General features: G+C 55.1%; 13 protein-coding genes and 1 pseudogene. 3 read left to right on the top strand and 11 right to left on the bottom strand.

The genetic code is table 11. The features are described 5' to 3' along the window. Positions 1–77 precede the first annotated feature (77 nt). The 4 genes and pseudogenes from lspA to AAER43_RS03325 form a co-directional block, all read right to left on the bottom strand. Positions 78–578, bottom strand: a complete 501-nt coding sequence (lspA, locus tag AAER43_RS03340) for a signal peptidase II (RefSeq protein ID WP_008502034.1) — start codon at positions 576–578, stop codon at positions 78–80. Beyond that, positions 578–3,394, bottom strand: a complete 2,817-nt coding sequence (ileS, locus tag AAER43_RS03335; RefSeq protein WP_045135532.1) for an isoleucine--tRNA ligase — start codon at positions 3,392–3,394, stop codon at positions 578–580. Before ileS ends, lspA begins: the two co-directional genes overlap by 1 nt. Before the next feature lie 45 nt (positions 3,395–3,439). Then, positions 3,440–4,366: a bifunctional riboflavin kinase/FAD synthetase gene (ribF, locus tag AAER43_RS03330; protein WP_014882494.1), complete on the bottom strand. Its 927-nt coding sequence runs from the start codon at positions 4,364–4,366 to the stop codon at positions 3,440–3,442. 7 nt (positions 4,367–4,373) lie between these two features. Further along, positions 4,374–4,541, bottom strand: a pseudogene (locus AAER43_RS03325) (DUF2575 domain-containing protein). Positions 4,542–4,693: 152 nt separating this feature from the next. On the opposite strand from AAER43_RS03325, the gene rpsT reads away from it, so the two are divergent. Then, a complete protein-coding gene (gene rpsT, locus AAER43_RS03320; RefSeq protein ID WP_003856458.1) occupies positions 4,694–4,957 on the top strand; it encodes a 30S ribosomal protein S20 in 264 nt (87 codons plus the stop codon). A 57-nt stretch (positions 4,958–5,014) separates the two neighbouring features. Here rpsT and nhaR read toward each other — a convergent pair whose 3' ends face one another. The 4 genes from nhaR to dnaK all read right to left on the bottom strand — a co-directional run bounded on the left by nhaR (position 5,015) and on the right by dnaK (position 10,466). Continuing rightward, positions 5,015–5,914, bottom strand: coding sequence for a transcriptional activator NhaR (nhaR, locus tag AAER43_RS03315; RefSeq protein WP_014882493.1), 900 nt, complete (start codon positions 5,912–5,914; stop codon positions 5,015–5,017). 57 nt (positions 5,915–5,971) lie between these two features. Beyond that, positions 5,972–7,147: a Na+/H+ antiporter NhaA gene (gene nhaA / locus AAER43_RS03310; protein ID WP_023332057.1), complete on the bottom strand. Its 1,176-nt coding sequence runs from the start codon at positions 7,145–7,147 to the stop codon at positions 5,972–5,974. Positions 7,148–7,319: 172 nt separating this feature from the next. After that, positions 7,320–8,465 carry a molecular chaperone DnaJ gene (gene dnaJ / locus AAER43_RS03305; RefSeq protein WP_014830600.1) on the bottom strand — a complete coding sequence of 382 codons (1,146 nt, stop codon included), beginning with the start codon at positions 8,463–8,465 and terminating at the stop codon, positions 7,320–7,322. Between the two features lie 87 nt (positions 8,466–8,552). Beyond that, the gene (gene dnaK / locus AAER43_RS03300) at positions 8,553–10,466 is read right to left on the bottom strand and encodes a molecular chaperone DnaK (protein ID WP_014882491.1); all 1,914 of its coding nucleotides are present in this window, start codon (positions 10,464–10,466) and stop codon (positions 8,553–8,555) included. A 296-nt stretch (positions 10,467–10,762) separates the two neighbouring features. Between dnaK and satP the strand changes: the two genes are divergently transcribed. Further along, a complete protein-coding gene (gene satP / locus AAER43_RS03295) occupies positions 10,763–11,329 on the top strand; it encodes an acetate uptake transporter (RefSeq protein ID WP_023332055.1) in 567 nt (188 codons plus the stop codon). Here satP and AAER43_RS03290 read toward each other — a convergent pair. From AAER43_RS03290 to tal, 3 genes are all read right to left on the bottom strand, one after another. Beyond that, positions 11,306–12,628, bottom strand: a complete 1,323-nt coding sequence (locus tag AAER43_RS03290) for an MFS transporter (protein WP_050862289.1) — start codon at positions 12,626–12,628, stop codon at positions 11,306–11,308. The genes satP and AAER43_RS03290 overlap by 24 nt on opposite strands. 122 nt (positions 12,629–12,750) lie before the next feature. Next, on the bottom strand, positions 12,751–13,338 hold the full coding sequence (mog, locus tag AAER43_RS03285; protein WP_041911271.1) for a molybdopterin adenylyltransferase: 588 nt from the start codon (positions 13,336–13,338) through the stop codon (positions 12,751–12,753). Between the two features lie 110 nt (positions 13,339–13,448). After that, positions 13,449–14,402 (bottom strand): transaldolase, encoded by a 954-nt coding sequence (gene tal / locus AAER43_RS03280; protein ID WP_014882487.1) that lies wholly within the window; start codon positions 14,400–14,402, stop codon positions 13,449–13,451. 262 nt (positions 14,403–14,664) lie between these two features. Here tal and AAER43_RS03275 point away from each other — a divergent pair, with 262 nt between their 5' ends. Beyond that, positions 14,665–16,095, top strand: coding sequence for a sodium:alanine symporter family protein (locus AAER43_RS03275; protein ID WP_023336743.1), 1,431 nt, complete (start codon positions 14,665–14,667; stop codon positions 16,093–16,095). Positions 16,096–16,103 lie beyond the last annotated feature (8 nt).

Here is a 16,103-nt window from a genome sequence, read left to right as displayed (position 1 = left end):
GCGCTACGCTTACCGGGCCTACGGGAGGCCACAAATTCTGTAGGCCGGGTAAGCGTAGCGCCACCCGGCATTGATGCTTACGCCTGCTCTTTCGCGGCCGGTTTCGGCAAGAAACCTTCCAGCACGATTAACGCCGCACCGATGCAAATTGCGCTATCGGCGAGGTTAAAGGTCGCGAAGTGCCAGTCGCCGACGTAGAAGTCGATCATATCGACCACAAAGCCGTGCCACAGGCGATCGAACAGATTGCCCAGCGCGCCGCCAATGATCAGCGCGTAGGCGATGTTATTCAGCTTTTGCGTTGCCTTCGAACGGTACATCAGCACTGCCAGTATGACGCAAATACCTAAAGCGATACCCGCGAAGAACCAGCGCTGCCAGCCACCGCTGTCAGCAAGGAAGCTAAACGCCGCACCGTAGTTACGTGCGTAGTGAAGGTTAAGCGACGGGAACAGCGGGACCGTCTCCCCCAGAGCAAAGTTCTGGAGGATCAGGAATTTGCTGCCCAGATCGATAATCAGCACTACCACAACCAGCCACAGCCAGCGCAGTCCTGTTGAACAGAGAGTTTTACTCATCAGGCAAACTTACGTTTTTCGCCGTCACCGGCGACGTTGCTTACACAGCGTCCGCAGATGTCTGCGTGTTCCGCCACCTGGCCGACATCCGTGGTGTAATGCCAGCAACGCGGGCATTTCTCACCGTCGGCTTTGCTCAGCGCGACTTTCAGTCCTTTGAGCAGCTCGCTCTGCTGAGCATCAGCAGAGGCCTCGGCATAATCCGCAACTTTCGCACCGGAGGTCAACAGGACAAATCGTAATTCATCACCCAGCGCGGTTAGTTTTGCCGCCAGCTCAGGTTCGGCGTACAGGGTGACTGCCGCTTCCAGAGAGCCGCCGACTTTCTTGTCCGCACGCGCCTGCTCGATAACCTTGTTCACTTCGCCACGCACTTTCAGCAGCTCGTCCCAGAAGGCATCGTTCATCGCTTCGGTGCTGGAGAGATCGAACAGACCTTCGTACCACTCGCCCGTGAAGACATATTTCTCACGGTCGCCTGGCAGGTAGCCCCAGATTTCATCTGCGGTGAAGGACATGATCGGCGCCATCCAGCGAACCAGCGCTTCAGCGATGTGGAACAGGGCGGTCTGGCAGCTACGACGCGCCACGCTGTCCGCTTTCGCGGTGTACTGGCGGTCTTTGATGATGTCGAGATAGAACGAGCCCATTTCGATGGAGCAGAAGCGCATCAGGCGCTGCACCACTTCGTGGAAATCATAAGACTCATAGGCTTTCAGGATATCGTCCTGCGCCGCTTTCGCACAGCCTACCGCCCAGCGGTCCAGCACGACCATCTCTTCCGGTTTCACCATGTCCTTCACTGGATCAAAACCGTTCAGGTTCGCCAGCAGGAAGCGCGCAGTGTTACGGATACGACGATAGCTGTCGGCAGCACGCTTCAGGATCTCGTCCGACACTGCCATTTCGCCGGTGTAGTCGGTAGAAGCCACCCAGAGACGCAGAATGTCTGCGCCCAGCTTGTTCATCACATCCTGCGGAGAAACGGTGTTCCCGATGGATTTAGACATCTTACGACCCTGACCATCCACGGTGAAGCCGTGAGTCAGTACCTGGCGATAAGGTGCTTTACCTTTCATGGCGGTGGAGATCATCAGGGATGACATGAACCAGCCGCGGTGTTGGTCAGACCCTTCCAGATACATGTCGGCAGCGTGACCGGCAAACTCTGGACGCACGTCAACCACCGAGGCGTGGGTCGAACCAGAGTCGAACCACACGTCCAGGGTATCTGGCACTTTCTCGTAGTTGTCCGCGTCCGCGCCCAGGATGTCGCGGGCATCGAGATCCCACCACGCCTGAATGCCGTCAACTTCGACGCGTTTCGCCACTTCTTCCATCAGTTCCAGGGTATTCGGGTGCAGTTCCTGCGTCTCTTTATGTACGAACAGAGACATCGGCACGCCCCAGGTACGCTGACGGGAGATACACCAGTCAGGACGGTTAGCGACCATGGATTCGATACGCGCCTGGCCCCAGTCCGGGATCCACTGCACGCCTTTGATCTCTTTCAGAGACTGCTCACGCAGGCCTTTCTGATCCATGCTGACGAACCACTGCGGGGTTGCACGGAAGATGATCGGCGTCTTGTGACGCCAGCAGCATGGATAGCTGTGCTGCATTTTCTCAACGTGCAGCAGCGCGCCGCTGGTGCGCAGCATATCCACGATGATGTCGTTGGCTTTAAAGACGTTGATACCGTCCAGAGCCGGATAAGTACCAGGCAGGTACGAGCCGTCCGGCCCCACCGGGTTAGCGATTTCCAGACCGTACTTCAGGCTGATGTTGTAGTCGTCAGGACCGTGACCACCGGCGGTGTGTACCGCACCGGTACCGGCTTCCAGCGTAACGTGGTCGCCCAGGATGGCCGGAACGTCGAAGCCCAGGAACGGGTGTTTGAAGCGCATCAGTTCCAGCGCGTCGCCTTTCACGGTACCCAGCACGGTGTAGTCGGTGATGTTCGCGCGTTTCAGCACGCTCTCCACCAGATCTTTCGCCAGGATAACCGCGCGACCCTCAATCTGCACCAGCGCGTAGTCAAACTCACCGGACAGGGAGATTGCACGGTTGGCTGGCAGCGTCCACGGCGTGGTGGTCCAGATCACCAGCGAGACCGGGCCGTTAACGGAGGAGACGCCAAATTTGGCTTTCACCGCATCCTGATCGACAGCGTCGAACGCCACGTCGATAGAAGGCGAGGTTTTGTCGTAATACTCTACTTCGGCTTCTGCCAGCGCAGAACGGCAGTCCACGCACCAGTGCACCGGCTTCGCGCCTTTGTGCAGGTGGCCGTTACCGATGATTTTGCCCAGCGCACGGATGATGTTGGCTTCAGTTTTGAAGTCCATAGTCAGGTACGGGTGCGACCAGTCGCCCAATACGCCCAGACGGATAAAGTCCGCACGCTGGCCGTCAACCTGCGTGGCAGCGTATTCGCGGCATTTTGCGCGGAACTCAGCGGCGGTGAACTTCTCACCTGGCTTGCCAAACTCTTGCTCCACTTTCAGCTCGATTGGCAGACCGTGGCAGTCCCAGCCCGGAACGTAAGGCGAGTCATATCCTGTGAGGCCTTTGGACTTCACAATAATGTCTTTCAGAATCTTGTTTACAGAGTGACCAATATGAATGCTGCCATTCGCATAGGGAGGGCCATCATGCAGAATGAAGGTTTTTTTGCCTTTTTTGGCTGCACGAATGATGCCGTACAGGTCATCATCGGTCCAACGCGCCAGCATTCCCGGTTCGCGCTTGGCGAGATCGCCGCGCATCGGGAACCCTGTTTCCGGCAAATTCAGGGTTGATTTATAGTCACTCATCAGATTCTCGGTTCCGTATTTATCACGTAGGCATTTAAGCCGGGTTCATAGCCCAAAAAACTCGCGGGCCGTCAATTCATCACGCGCAATCTGCGCTTTTAGTTCATCCAGTGAAGCAAATCGCTGCTCATTGCGTATTTTTTTACGCAGTATTACATCTATATGGCGACCATAAAGGTCCATTACAACGTCCAGCAGGTGCACTTCTAACTGTTGACGTACACCGGCGACAGTGGGACGCGTGCCAATGTTGGCAACGCCGTAAAACGGCTTATCGCCCAGTCCTGCCACTTCCACCGCATAGACCCCTTTAACCGGGGAAACCTGACGACGCAGCGGGATATTCGCCGTCGGGAAACCTATCGTGCGCCCCAGGGCGTCGCCATGCACGACGCGGCCTGAGATGGTAAACGGGTGCCCCAGCAGCGTTTCTGCCGTATCCAGTTCATCATTCGCCAGCGCCTGACGCACCGCCGTGCTGCTGACGCGCACGCCGCCTTCACAGAAGGTCATCGCGCTGGTCACGTCAAAACCGTACTCCAGGCCCGCCTTCTGTAATAGCAAGAAATCGCCCTGCCGACCAGCGCCAAAGCGGAAATCATCCCCCACGGCGAGAAACTGTACGCCAAGACGCTTAACCAGCAGGTCGCTGACGAAATTTTGTGCTGTCAGTGCGGCAAAGCGACGATCGAAACGCACGCACAGCACGTAGTCCACGCCGGACTCTGCCAGGTAGCGAAGCTTCTCACGCAGGCGAGTGAGACGGGCGGGCGATTTATCCCCCGCAAACAGCTCCAGCGGTTGCGGTTCGAAAATCATCACCACCACGGGCAGGCCACGGGCCTCCCCCTCTTTACGCAATCCCTGCAACAGCGCCTGATGACCACGATGCACGCCGTCGAAATTACCAATAGTCAGCACGCACCCGTGTGGTGCGCTGCTGAGATTATGTATGCCGCGTATCAGCTTCATGTCTGGCTCAAAACAGTGAAAATCGCCAAAGTATACCTTGTACCGCGGTTAAGGTTAACCGGCGATTGTTCGCGCAAAACAGAAAGCCGTAATGATTTCATCAGGCTGACCTTTCACAGCGAAAAAATCTGCTCGTGAACTGCGATTTTTATGCCGAAAGGCTGTATTCACGCAAGACAAGCTGGTAGAATCCTGCGCCATCACTACGTAACGTAGCGTCGCTTTTTAACGGCGCTTATTTGCACAAATCCATTGACAAAAGAAGGCAAAGAGGGCATATTCCTCGGCCTTTGAATTGTCCACATAGATCATATTTGGGAGTTGGACTTGGCTAATATCAAATCAGCTAAGAAACGTGCCGTTCAGTCTGAAAAGGCTCGTAAGCACAACGCAAGCCGTCGCTCTATGATGCGTACTTTCATCAAGAAAGTATACGCAGCAATCGAAGCTGGCGACAAAGCTGCAGCGCAGAACGCATTTAACGAAATGCAACCAATCGTGGATCGTCAGGCTGCTAAAGGTCTGATCCACAAAAACAAAGCAGCGCGTCATAAAGCAAACCTGACCGCGCAGATCAACAAACTGGCTTAATCGCTACTTGTTGTTGCTTGTTTAAAGAACCCGCTTAATGCGGGTTTTTTTATGTCTTCAGATTGCCGGTGGCGTAAACAGCGCCGAGTAGTCACGGTTGCAGATTCGCTGCACCGCCGGGTGCTGAATCATTCTTTCGGCAAATATGGCGTGATACTCCTCCATCACGTTATCCACTCTGCCAATCTCCGTAATCTTGTTGTCTGAATAGAGATCGAGCACGTACAGCGTTGGCGCAACGAAGATGGCATTGTGCGCTTCGCCAAAGGCTTTCATCAGTGCCGCATCGTCGAATTCACCGAGGATCTCCACCTTCAGCCCCTGCGAGTTAAACCAGTTCAACAGCTTACGCCCGAGCATTGACCGCCTTCCCGGCACTAATAAGCGACGCTCTTCCAGACAGGCCGGGAAGGGTTTTTCCGGCGGTGGATTAATGCACCAGAAGCTGACACCGCATTCGCCAATCTTCACTGAGAACAGCCCTTCCTGCTGCGTGGAGTCGATGGGGCAGTCCGAGATAATCATATCCAGCTTATGCTGGCTCAGCTGTTCCAGCAGCATCTCGTGGGTGGATTCAAAGCAGCGCAGATGGATTTGTTCATCTTCCACCACCGCGGCATCCAGCACGCCGCTCACCAGCCGTTTGGACAGCGCATCCGCCACGCCGACGTCAAAGAGCAGGTTAGACTCTTTGCGATAGTTGACGATATCCAGCATCTCCTGGCTGAGGGTGAACATCTTGTCCGCATAGCGAAAGACCAGTTCCCCAAGTTCGCTTGGCTCAATCCCGCGGCCTTTACGCTTGAACAGCTTGCCCTGCAGGCGCTCTTCCAGCGCCTTGATTTGGCCGGTAATGGTCTGCGGCGTGAGATAGAGCGCCTCAGCCGCCCCCACCACCGAGCCCTGCTTGTAGACGTGCCAGAAGTAGTAAAGATGGTTGTAATTCAAATGAGACATAGCGTCTTCACTCCCTGAGTATGTAACGGGAGAAGGCTCATCTTCTCCCGGTTTCCGTTATGCCTGGACAGCCTGTCCGGGCAATTTCACCTTCAACAAGGTATAACCGATTACCGCGGCCAGTAATGAACCGATAAGAATGCCGAGCTTCGCCCAGACGATGAGTTCAGGGGCATTTGCGCCAAACGCCAGCGTCGAGATAAAGATCGACATGGTAAATCCAATACCACACAGCACGCCGACAGCCATAATCTGACCAAAGGTGGTGCCGTTCGGCAGCGATGCCAGCTTCATCTTCAGCGCCAGCCAGCAGAACAGGCTGATCCCCAGCGGTTTACCAATAAACAGCCCGGCAATAATGCCCAGCGGCAGGACAGACGTCAGCCCATCCAGCGTCACGCCCTGCAGGGAAACGCCGGCGTTAGCAAAGGCAAACAGTGGCAGGATCATAAAGGCGACCCACGGATGCAGGACGTGCTCAAGCTGTTTAGCGGGGGATTTACCCTCCTGCGGTTTTAGCGGCACAAAGAAGCCAACAATCACCCCGGCCAGCGTGGCATGCACGCCGGATTTCAATACCGCTGTCCAGAGTACCATCCCCACGAGGATGTAAATGCCGATGCGGCGGACATTGAAAATGTTCAGCAGCGCCAGGACCGCAATTGCGCCTGCCGCCACGCTCAGCGACAGAATCGACAGATCGCTGGTATAAAACAGCGCGATAATCACGATCGCGCCCAGATCATCAATGATCGCCAGCGCCATCAGGAAGATTTTCAACGCCATCGGCACGCGGCTGCCGAGCAAGGCTAAGACACCGAGCGCAAACGCGATATCCGTTGCCGCCGGGATAGCCCACCCGTCACGCGCAACAGGATCCTGCCAGGTAAACGCAAGGAACAGCAGTGCCGGAACGACCATCCCGCCGATAGCGGCGATCACCGGAAAGGCGGCGCGCTGACGGCTGGCGAGGGAGCCCAACACCAGCTCCCGTTTGACCTCAAGTCCCACCAGCAGGAAGAACACCGCCATTAGCGCATCGTTGATCCACAGCAGCATGTTCTTGTTAATTTCCAGCGCCCCGACCTTCAGCTCAACGGGTGTTTCCAAAAATGCGTGATAGAGATCGCGCGTCATGCCTAGGTTCGCCAGCACCATTGCGGCTGCCGCGGCAATAATCAGGATCACACCACCGGACGCCTCACTGCTAAAGAAACGGTGTAGTAATTTCATTTAAGTTCTCTCTTTTACAACAATACCTCGATAAAACCATAATACCAAGCCAAATAGCTCGGCAAAAACAGATTAATATTGAGTGTAGACTCAGTTTTACCGATCTATCCCCCAAAATAAAAAAGCCCGGAATCGCTTCCGGGCTTTATATCGTGGAAAACCGGCTAACAGATTAGCGGGTCAAATCGTCGAAGAATTTTTTGACGCCATCAAAGAAGCTTTTGGAGCGCGGGCTGTTTTTCTCGCCCGTTGGGCCGCCAAAGCTCTCCTGCAGCTCTTTCAGTAGCTGTTTTTGCTTGTCGTTCAGCCCCACTGGGGTTTCTACAACCACACGGCACAGCAGGTCGCCCTGAGCACCGCCGCGAACGGACTTCACGCCTTTACCACGCATGCGGAACAGCTTACCGGTCTGGGTTTCGCCCGGGATCTTCAGATTGACGCGACCATCCAGGGTAGGCACTTCAATTTCACCACCGAGCGCCGCCATGGCGAAGTTGATCGGCACTTCACAGTACAGGTTGTTACCTTCACGCTCGAAGATGGCATGCTGCTTCACCTGGACCTGAACGTACAGATCGCCTGCCGGTGCGCCGTGCTCACCGGCTTCACCTTCACCTGCCAGACGGATGCGGTCGCCCGTATCCACGCCTGCCGGGATTTTGACGGACAGGGTCTTGGTTTTCTCAACGCGACCATGACCGTGGCATTTAGTGCACGGATCTTTAATCAGCGTACCGCGGCCATGACAGTGAGGACAGGCCTGCTGTACTGCGAAGAAGCCCTGACGCATCTGCACCTGACCGGAACCGTGACAGGTTGGACAGGTCTGCGGCTGGGTACCCGCTTTCGCGCCGCTGCCGTGGCACACGTCACACTCTTCCAGCGTCGGGATACGGATCTCTTTGGTGACACCGCGAACGGCCTCTTCCAGCGTCAGCTCCATGTTATAGCGCAGGTCTGCGCCGCGCGCTGCGCGCTGACGACCACGACCGCCGCCAAAGATATCGCCGAACACGTCGCCGAAGATGTCGCTGAAATCAGCACCGCCGCCAAAGCCGCCGCCACCGAATCCGCCGCCGCCCATGCCGCCCTGTTCAAAGGCTGCGTGGCCGTACTGGTCATAGGCCGCACGTTTTTGTGCATCGGTCAGGACTTCGTAGGCTTCTTTGATCTCTTTAAATTTTGCTTCAGCCTCTTTATCCCCCTGGTTGCGGTCCGGGTGGAATTTCATGGCCAGGCGCTTATACGCCTTTTTGATTTCACGCTCTTCCGCAGTTTTCGGAACGCCTAAAATCTCGTAATAGTCTTGCTTTGCCATTGGTTTTTTTAAGCCCCTTAACATGCGAGCACGGGCGTGGAGAGTTCTCCTACGCCCGTGCCGATTAATTACCCTGCATCAGGGCGATTATTTTTTGTCTTTAACTTCTTCGAACTCAGCGTCGACAACGTCGTCGTCTTTCGCGTTGTTCGCGGAAGCGTCAGCGCCCGCTTGCTGCTGCGCGTGCTGCTGCTGAGCAATTTCCATCAGCTTCTGGGAAGCCTGTGCCAGCTCCTGCATCTTCGCTTCGATATCCGCTTTGTCTTCGCCTTTCAGAGACGTTTCCAGCGCGGTCAGTGCAGCTTCGATAGCCGTTTTATCTTCCGCTGGCAGTTTGTCGCCCGCTTCTTCAACCTGCTTACGGGTGCTGTGCAGCAGATGGTCACCCTGGTTACGGGTCTGAACCAGCTCTTCGAACTTACGGTCAGATTCCGCGTTCGCTTCTGCTTCACGAACCATTTTCTGGATCTCTTCTTCGTTCAGACCGGAAGAAGCCTTAATGGTGATCTTCTGCTCTTTACCGCTGTTTTTGTCTTTCGCGGAAACGTGCAGGATACCGTCAGCATCGATATCGAAGGTCACTTCGATCTGCGGCATGCCGCGTGGTGCCGGGTTGATACCATCCAGGTTGAACTGACCCAGAGATTTGTTATCAGACGCACGTTTACGCTCACCCTGCAGCACATGGATGGTTACCGCAGACTGGTTGTCTTCAGCGGTAGAGAACACCTGGCTGTGCTTGGTCGGGATAGTGGTGTTTTTAGTGATCAGCGCAGTCATCACGCCGCCCATGGTTTCGATACCCAGAGACAGCGGGGTAACGTCCAGCAGCAGAACGTCTTTCACTTCACCGGTCAATACACCACCCTGAACGGCAGCACCGATAGCAACGGCTTCGTCCGGGTTAACATCTTTACGTGGCTCTTTACCGAAGAACTCAGCCACTTTCTTCTGGACCATTGGCATACGGGTCTGACCACCAACGAGGATAACGTCATTGATATCAGACACGGACAAGCCAGCATCCTGCAGAGCAACTTTCAGTGGCTCGATAGAACGGTTCACCAGGTCTTCGACCAGGCTTTCCAGTTTTGCACGGGTCACTTTGATGTTCATGTGTTTAGGACCGGTCGCATCTGCAGTAATGTACGGCAGGTTAACGTCGGTCTGCTGAGCGGAAGACAGTTCGATCTTCGCTTTCTCAGCGGCTTCTTTCAGGCGCTGCATGGCCAGCGGGTCGTTACGCAGGTCGATGCCCTGATCTTTCTTGAACTCGTCTACGAGGTAGTTGATCAGACGGGTATCGAAGTCTTCACCACCCAGGTGGGTATCACCGTTGGTTGCCAGAACTTCGAAGGTTTTTTCGCCGTCAACTTCGTCGATTTCGATAATAGAGATATCGAAGGTACCACCACCCAGGTCGTAAACCGCGATAGTGCGGTTGCCCACTTCTTTATCCAGACCGTAAGCCAGAGCCGCTGCGGTAGGTTCGTTGATGATACGTTTTACTTCCAGACCTGCGATACGGCCAGCATCTTTGGTAGCCTGACGCTGAGCATCGTTAAAGTAGGCAGGTACGGTGATAACGGCTTCAGTTACTGGCTCACCCAGGTAATCTTCAGCAGTCTTCTTCATTTTTTTCAGCACTTCAGCAGAGATCTGCGGTGGTGCAGTTTTGGTGCCTTTCACATCAAGCCATGCATCGCCGTTATCTGCTGCGATGATTTTGTAAGGCATGATAGAAACGTCACGCTGAACTTCTTCGTCCTGGAAGCGGCGGCCGATCAGGCGTTTAATCGCAAACAGGGTATTTTGCGGGTTTGTCACTGCCTGACGTTTAGCCGGCTGACCAACCAGAGTTTCACCATCCTGGGTATAAGCAATGATAGAAGGCGTGGTGCGATCGCCCTCGGCGTTCTCCAGCACGCGTGCAGTAGTGCCGTCCATAATCGCTACACAAGAGTTGGTCGTACCCAGGTCGATACCAATAATTTTACCCATCTAAACGTCTCCACTAAAAATTCAGTCAACATGTGGTTGTGTACCTGTAATAAGGGCAGAACGTGCTTTTTCAACTGCCCAGATTTGATTTTTTTCAGGTCCACACACTGCGGTTGACTACAAGATGGGGTCGCTACGGCATCCATCAAGGGGCAAGCGTAAAAAAATTTTTAATTTCACCCTGATGAGATCATAGACGGCATCGATTGCGCCCATTATGATGCCGCGCCCCGTCAGGGAGTAATGACGCGGGTTTAACCATTTCACCATATTAATGATGATTTTTTTGAGGACTTATGGGCAACACTAAGTTGGCTAATCCGGCTCCGCTGGGCCTGATGGGTTTTGGCATGACCACTATCCTGCTGAACCTGCACAACATCGGGATGTTCCCGATGGATGGCATTATCCTGGCGATGGGCATTTTTTACGGCGGCATCGCACAAATCTTCGCGGGTCTGCTGGAATATAAGAAAGGCAACACCTTCGGCTTAACCGCCTTCACCTCTTACGGCTCGTTCTGGCTGACGCTGGTCGCTATCCTGCTGATGCCTAAAATGGGTCTGGCAGACGCAGCGAATGCCCACTTCCTGGGCGTGTATCTGGGTCTGTGGGGCGTCTTCACCCTGTTCATGTTCTTCGGCACGCTGAAGGGGAACCGCGCGCTGCAGTTCGTCTTCCTGAGCCTGACCGTACTGTTCGCCCTGCTGGCCATCGGCCACCTGGTGGATAACGAAGGCATCGTACACGTTGCAGGCTGGATTGGCCTGGTATGCGGCGCAAGCGCTATCTACCTGGCCATGGGTGAAGTGCTGAACGAGCAGTTCGGCCGCACTATTCTACCGATTGGTGAAAAACACTGATTCGTCTGTCGTGCCCGCCTCGCGGGCACGATTTTCCCCTGACTGCCGAAGCCAAATCCCCAATACCAGCCCCATTAACGACAACGCCAGCACGTACCAGGCCGGCGCCAGGGGAGACACACCCATTAATACCGTCACCGCAATCGGCGTCAGTCCGCCAAAGATGGCATACGAGACGTTGTAAGAAAATGAGATGCCGGTGAAGCGCACCTCAGGCGGAAACGCGCGTACCATCACATACGGTACCGCCCCGACAACGCCTACGCACAGGCCTACCACACCGTACAGCAGGAACAGCTGTTCAGGGTGGCTGCCTGCCAAATGGTAAAACGCCCAGCTTGATACGGCCAGTAACAGGCTGCCGACGATAAAGGTCACGCTGGCACCGAAGCGATCGGCAGCCAGCCCGGCGGCAAGACAGCCAAAGCAAAGCATAATGGTCGCGATACTGTTCGCCTGTAACGTCACTGCCGGGGCGAACCCGTACTGTTTTTGCAGCCAGACCGGCGACATCAAAATCACCACCACGATGCCCGCCGAGAGCAGCCAGGTGAGCAGCATCGACACCACGACCGCTTTTTTATGGCGCACCACCACGGCTTTGACCGGCAACTCCTGAGCCAGCGCTTTGCGCTGCTGCATCTCAAGGAAAATCGGCGTCTCCTGCAACCAGCGACGCAGGTACATCGCCACCAGGCCAAACGCTCCGCCCAGCAGGAACGGTAAGCGCCAGCCCCAGTCGTGCACAGCCTGCTGCGTCATGCTGGTGTTTACAATGGTCGCAACGATGGAACCAAGCAAAATCCCCACCGTTAACCCCGCGGTTAAGGTGCCGCAGGCGATACCAATGCGGCGCGCCGGAACATGTTCCGCAACAAACACCCACGCCCCCGGTACCTCACCACCGATCGCGGCCCCCTGAAGAATACGCATCAGTAGCAGCAATAACGGGGCAACAATACCCATTGAGGCATAGGTTGGCAGCAGGCCAATCGCCAGCGTCGGCACGGCCATCAGCAGGATACTCAGGGTAAACATTTTCTTGCGCCCGACCAGATCGCCAAAGTGCGCCATCACAATGCCGCCCAGCGGACGTGCCAGATATCCGGCAGCAAAAATGCCGAAGGTTTGCACCTGTCGCAGCCATTCCGGGATATCCGCCGGGAAGAACAACTCCCCTACCACAGCGGCGAAGAAAACAAAGATGATGAAGTCGTAAAACTCCAGCGCGCCGCCCAGAGCGGCGAGCGTGAGGGTTTTATAATCCTGTCGATTCAGAGGTCGGGTGTTATGTGACATAGCGAACCATTGTGCATGTGTTGTGGATTATTTTTTACAGCAATCGTAAAGAAAAAATTACTATATCGTAAATCCATTTACACGCCACTGCGGCTGACGCTAATGTCACATTTTAATTAATTTCAGGAGATTGTCTCGCGGCGGGCGCTTTTAGGACGAAATGCTGCTACCACTTTGTCGTCCGTCTCGACGTACGGCCCGTCCAGCAGCTGTATACAATACGGTACACTTGCAAAGATGCCGTGGACGATGACGCTGCCATCCTCCGCTTTCAGTCCTTCCAGCGTCTCTTTGATGGACTTCGGCTGGCCCGGCAGGTTCAGAATCAGCGCCTGTTTGCGGATCACCCCCACCTGGCGAGACAAAATGGCCGTCGGGACAAAGTGTAGACTGATCTGACGCATCTGTTCACCGAAGCCTGGCATTTCACGATCGGCAATCGCCAGCGTCGCGTCCGGGGTCACATCGCGGCGCGCAGGGCCGGTTCCGCCCGTCGTCAGCACAAGGTGACAGCTCATTTCATCGACCAGCTCACACAGGGTCTGCTCGATGATTGGCTGTTCGTCCGGGATCAGGCGGGTCTGGATCTCAAACGGGGTGGTCAACGCGCTTGCCAGCCACTCTTCCAGAGCAGGGATGCCTTTATCCTGGTAAACGCCGCTGGAGGCGCGGTCGGAAATCGACACTAAGCCGATGCGTAAGGTATTCATATCCATTCCATTCAAAAAGTACTGATTAAAGGGAATGATACACGCAGAGGGGAAATTCAGACAGAGTACGAAAGAAGTAGCGTGACCGGGGACCCGGTCACGCAGAATGATTACAGCAGGTCGCCGATCATTTTTTCCAGTTTTTCCTGGTCAATAGCAAACTTACGGATACCGTCCGCCAGTTTGTCTACCGCCATTGGATCCTGGTTGTGCTGCCACAGGAACTCGGATTCGGTAATGCGTTCTGGACGCGCCTTCACTTCACCGGTGTAAGACAGTTTGCGCTCGATGGTACCTTCGCTTTCAGCCAGCTCTTTCAGCAGCGCAGGTGCGATGGTCAGACGGTCACAGCCAGCCAGTTCGATGATTTCACCGACGTTACGGAAGCTTGCGCCCATCACCACGGTCTCATAACCATGCTGTTTGTAGTATTCGTAGATTTCAGTCACGGAAACCACGCCTGGATCTTCAGACGCCGCGTACTCTTTCTTGTCGGTGTTGGCTTTGTACCAGTCCAGAATACGGCCTACGAACGGAGAAATCAGGTATACGCCAGCTTCAGCACAAGCACGCGCCTGCGCGAAGGAGAACAGCAGGGTCAGGTTACAGTTGATGCCTTCTTTTTCCAGCTGCTCCGCCGCGCGGATGCCCTGCCAGGTAGACGCCAGTTTGATCAGGATACGGTCGTTGCTGATGCCCGCATCGTTGTACAGTTTGATCAGACGTTTTGCTTTAGCAATTGACGCTTCGGTGTCGTAGGACAGACGTGCATCCACTTCGGTGGAGATACGGCCCGGGACCAGTTTCAGAATTTCCAGACCGATGTTCACGGCCAGTTTATCAGTGGCATCCACAACCTGCTGCGCGCGGTCATTGCTCTGTGCTTTCGCCCAGGTCACGGCCTCGTCAATCAGTTTGCGATACTCAGGGATCTGTGCGGCGTTAAGGATCAGAGAAGGGTTAGTTGTGGCATCCTGCGGCTGGTACAGCTTCATTGCCGCGATATCTCCGGTGTCAGCTACGACAGTGGTGAACTGACGAAGGGAGGTCAATTTATCCGTCATGATAGTGTTTCTCTTTTAACGTGCCCTGGATAATTCACGCTACCGACAGCATGCCTGCAGCGGAAAAATGACAGGTTTACTTGTTAGGGGGATGTAACCGGTCTGCCCTGATGATAACACGACGGAGGGGTAGCGCAACCGCAGACAGTGCGCTTAGGCAGAGTATGATAAACTGAGAATATTAACAGGCTGCTAAGCAACAGCATGCCCAATCAGTGGTAGCGCTTACATATTCACATTGGCATCAACAAGAGGGACGTTAATGCCTGATTTCTTTTTCTTTATTAACGAAGTCCTCTGGGGTTCGATAATGATTTACCTGCTCCTGGGAGCAGGTATCTGGTTTACGCTACGCAGTGGGTTTATCCAGTTTCGCTATATTCGCAAGTTTGGCAGAAGTCTGAAAAACAGCGTCACGCCCCATCCGGGCGGACTCACCTCGTTTCAGGCTCTGTGTACCAGCCTTGCGGCACGCCTTGGCAGCGGCAATCTGGCAGGCGTTGCGCTGGCCATCAGCGCAGGAGGGCCTGGCGCAGTGTTCTGGATGTGGGTCACGGCACTTCTGGGGATGGCCACCTCTTTCGCCGAAAGTTCGCTGGCGCAACTCTACAAAGAGAAGGATAAAAGCGGACAGTTTCGCGGCGGCCCGTCATGGTATATGGCGCGTGGCTTAGGGATGCGCTGGATGGGCGTGCTGTTCTCGCTTTTTTTACTGTTCGCATACGGCCTCATTTTTAATACCGTCCAGTCAAACTCGGTTGCCCATGCTCTGCGCTATACCTTCTCCTGTCCGGAGTGGCTCACGGGCAGCGTGTTAGCCCTCTTTGTTTTGCTCGCCATTTCTGCCGGCCTTAGGGGCGTCGCCCGCCTGATGCAGTGGCTGGTGCCCATTATGGCCCTGCTCTGGGTTGCCGCGAGTCTGGTCGTTGCAGCACTGCATTTCGAACAGGTTCCTGGGGTCATTGCGTCCATCTTTAAAAGCGCCTTTGGCTGGCGAGAAGTCGCATCAGGCGCGCTGGGCTATACCCTGAGCCAGGCATTGATGGCAGGTTTTCAACGGGGCATGTTCTCCAATGAAGCCGGAATGGGTTCCACTCCCAACGTCGCAGCGGCCGCCTCTTCGTGGCCGCCACACCCGGCTGCGCAGGGTATTGTGCAGATGATCGGCGTCTTTATGGATACGGTGATCATCTGTTCCGCCAGTGCCATGATCCTCCTGCTGGCCGGCCCGGTACCCCATACCTCGGATGCCGTCGGGATACAATTTCTTCAGCAGGCGCTGGTGAACCTGACCGGCGGCTGGGGGGCTGGCTTTGTCTCGCTCATACTGATGTTGTTCTCCTTCAGCTCAATTGTGGTCAACTATCTGTACGCTGAAAACAACCTCATTTTCCTGAGATTCAACGCTCGCCCTGCTATCCTCCTGCTTCGCCTGGGGGTGATACTGATGGTGTTCGCGGGCGCCCTTCTGACGATGCCTATGATCTGGCAGCTGGCGGATGTCATTATGGCGCTAATGGCAATCACTAACCTGACGGCGATCCTGCTGCTCTCCCCCGTTGTGACGCTTATTGCCAAAGATTATCTTCGCCAGCGCAAGCTGGGGGTTGCCCCGGTATTTGATGCATCACGTTACCCCGAAATTGCGTCACAACTTGCCCCTGGCACCTGGGATGATTTGCCCCGGCGATAACAGCTATC

It is taken from the genome of Enterobacter sp. FUJ80071 (assembly GCF_038739915.1).
In the GTDB taxonomy this organism is placed as follows: Bacteria; Pseudomonadota; Gammaproteobacteria; order Enterobacterales; family Enterobacteriaceae; genus Enterobacter; species Enterobacter kobei.
This window is presented reverse-complemented; position numbering and strand designations above follow the sequence as displayed.

What these genes read in the sequence shown, in the direction of transcription:
- nhaA (WP_023332057.1), bottom strand. Translation starts at nt 7,147, where the DNA reads ATGAAATTACTACACCGTTTCTTTAGCAGTGAGGCGTCCGGTGGTGTG.
- AAER43_RS03275 (WP_023336743.1), top strand. Translation starts at nt 14,665, where the DNA reads ATGCCTGATTTCTTTTTCTTTATTAACGAAGTCCTCTGGGGTTCGATA.
- dnaJ (WP_014830600.1), bottom strand. Translation starts at nt 8,465, where the DNA reads ATGGCAAAGCAAGACTATTACGAGATTTTAGGCGTTCCGAAAACTGCG.
- dnaK (WP_014882491.1), bottom strand. Translation starts at nt 10,466, where the DNA reads ATGGGTAAAATTATTGGTATCGACCTGGGTACGACCAACTCTTGTGTA.
- ribF (WP_014882494.1), bottom strand. Translation starts at nt 4,366, where the DNA reads ATGAAGCTGATACGCGGCATACATAATCTCAGCAGCGCACCACACGGG.
- AAER43_RS03290 (WP_050862289.1), bottom strand. Translation starts at nt 12,628, where the DNA reads ATGTCACATAACACCCGACCTCTGAATCGACAGGATTATAAAACCCTC.
- mog (WP_041911271.1), bottom strand. Translation starts at nt 13,338, where the DNA reads ATGAATACCTTACGCATCGGCTTAGTGTCGATTTCCGACCGCGCCTCC.
- lspA (WP_008502034.1), bottom strand. Translation starts at nt 578, where the DNA reads ATGAGTAAAACTCTCTGTTCAACAGGACTGCGCTGGCTGTGGCTGGTT.
- satP (WP_023332055.1), top strand. Translation starts at nt 10,763, where the DNA reads ATGGGCAACACTAAGTTGGCTAATCCGGCTCCGCTGGGCCTGATGGGT.
- nhaR (WP_014882493.1), bottom strand. Translation starts at nt 5,914, where the DNA reads ATGTCTCATTTGAATTACAACCATCTTTACTACTTCTGGCACGTCTAC.
- ileS (WP_045135532.1), bottom strand. Translation starts at nt 3,394, where the DNA reads ATGAGTGACTATAAATCAACCCTGAATTTGCCGGAAACAGGGTTCCCG.
- tal (WP_014882487.1), bottom strand. Translation starts at nt 14,402, where the DNA reads ATGACGGATAAATTGACCTCCCTTCGTCAGTTCACCACTGTCGTAGCT.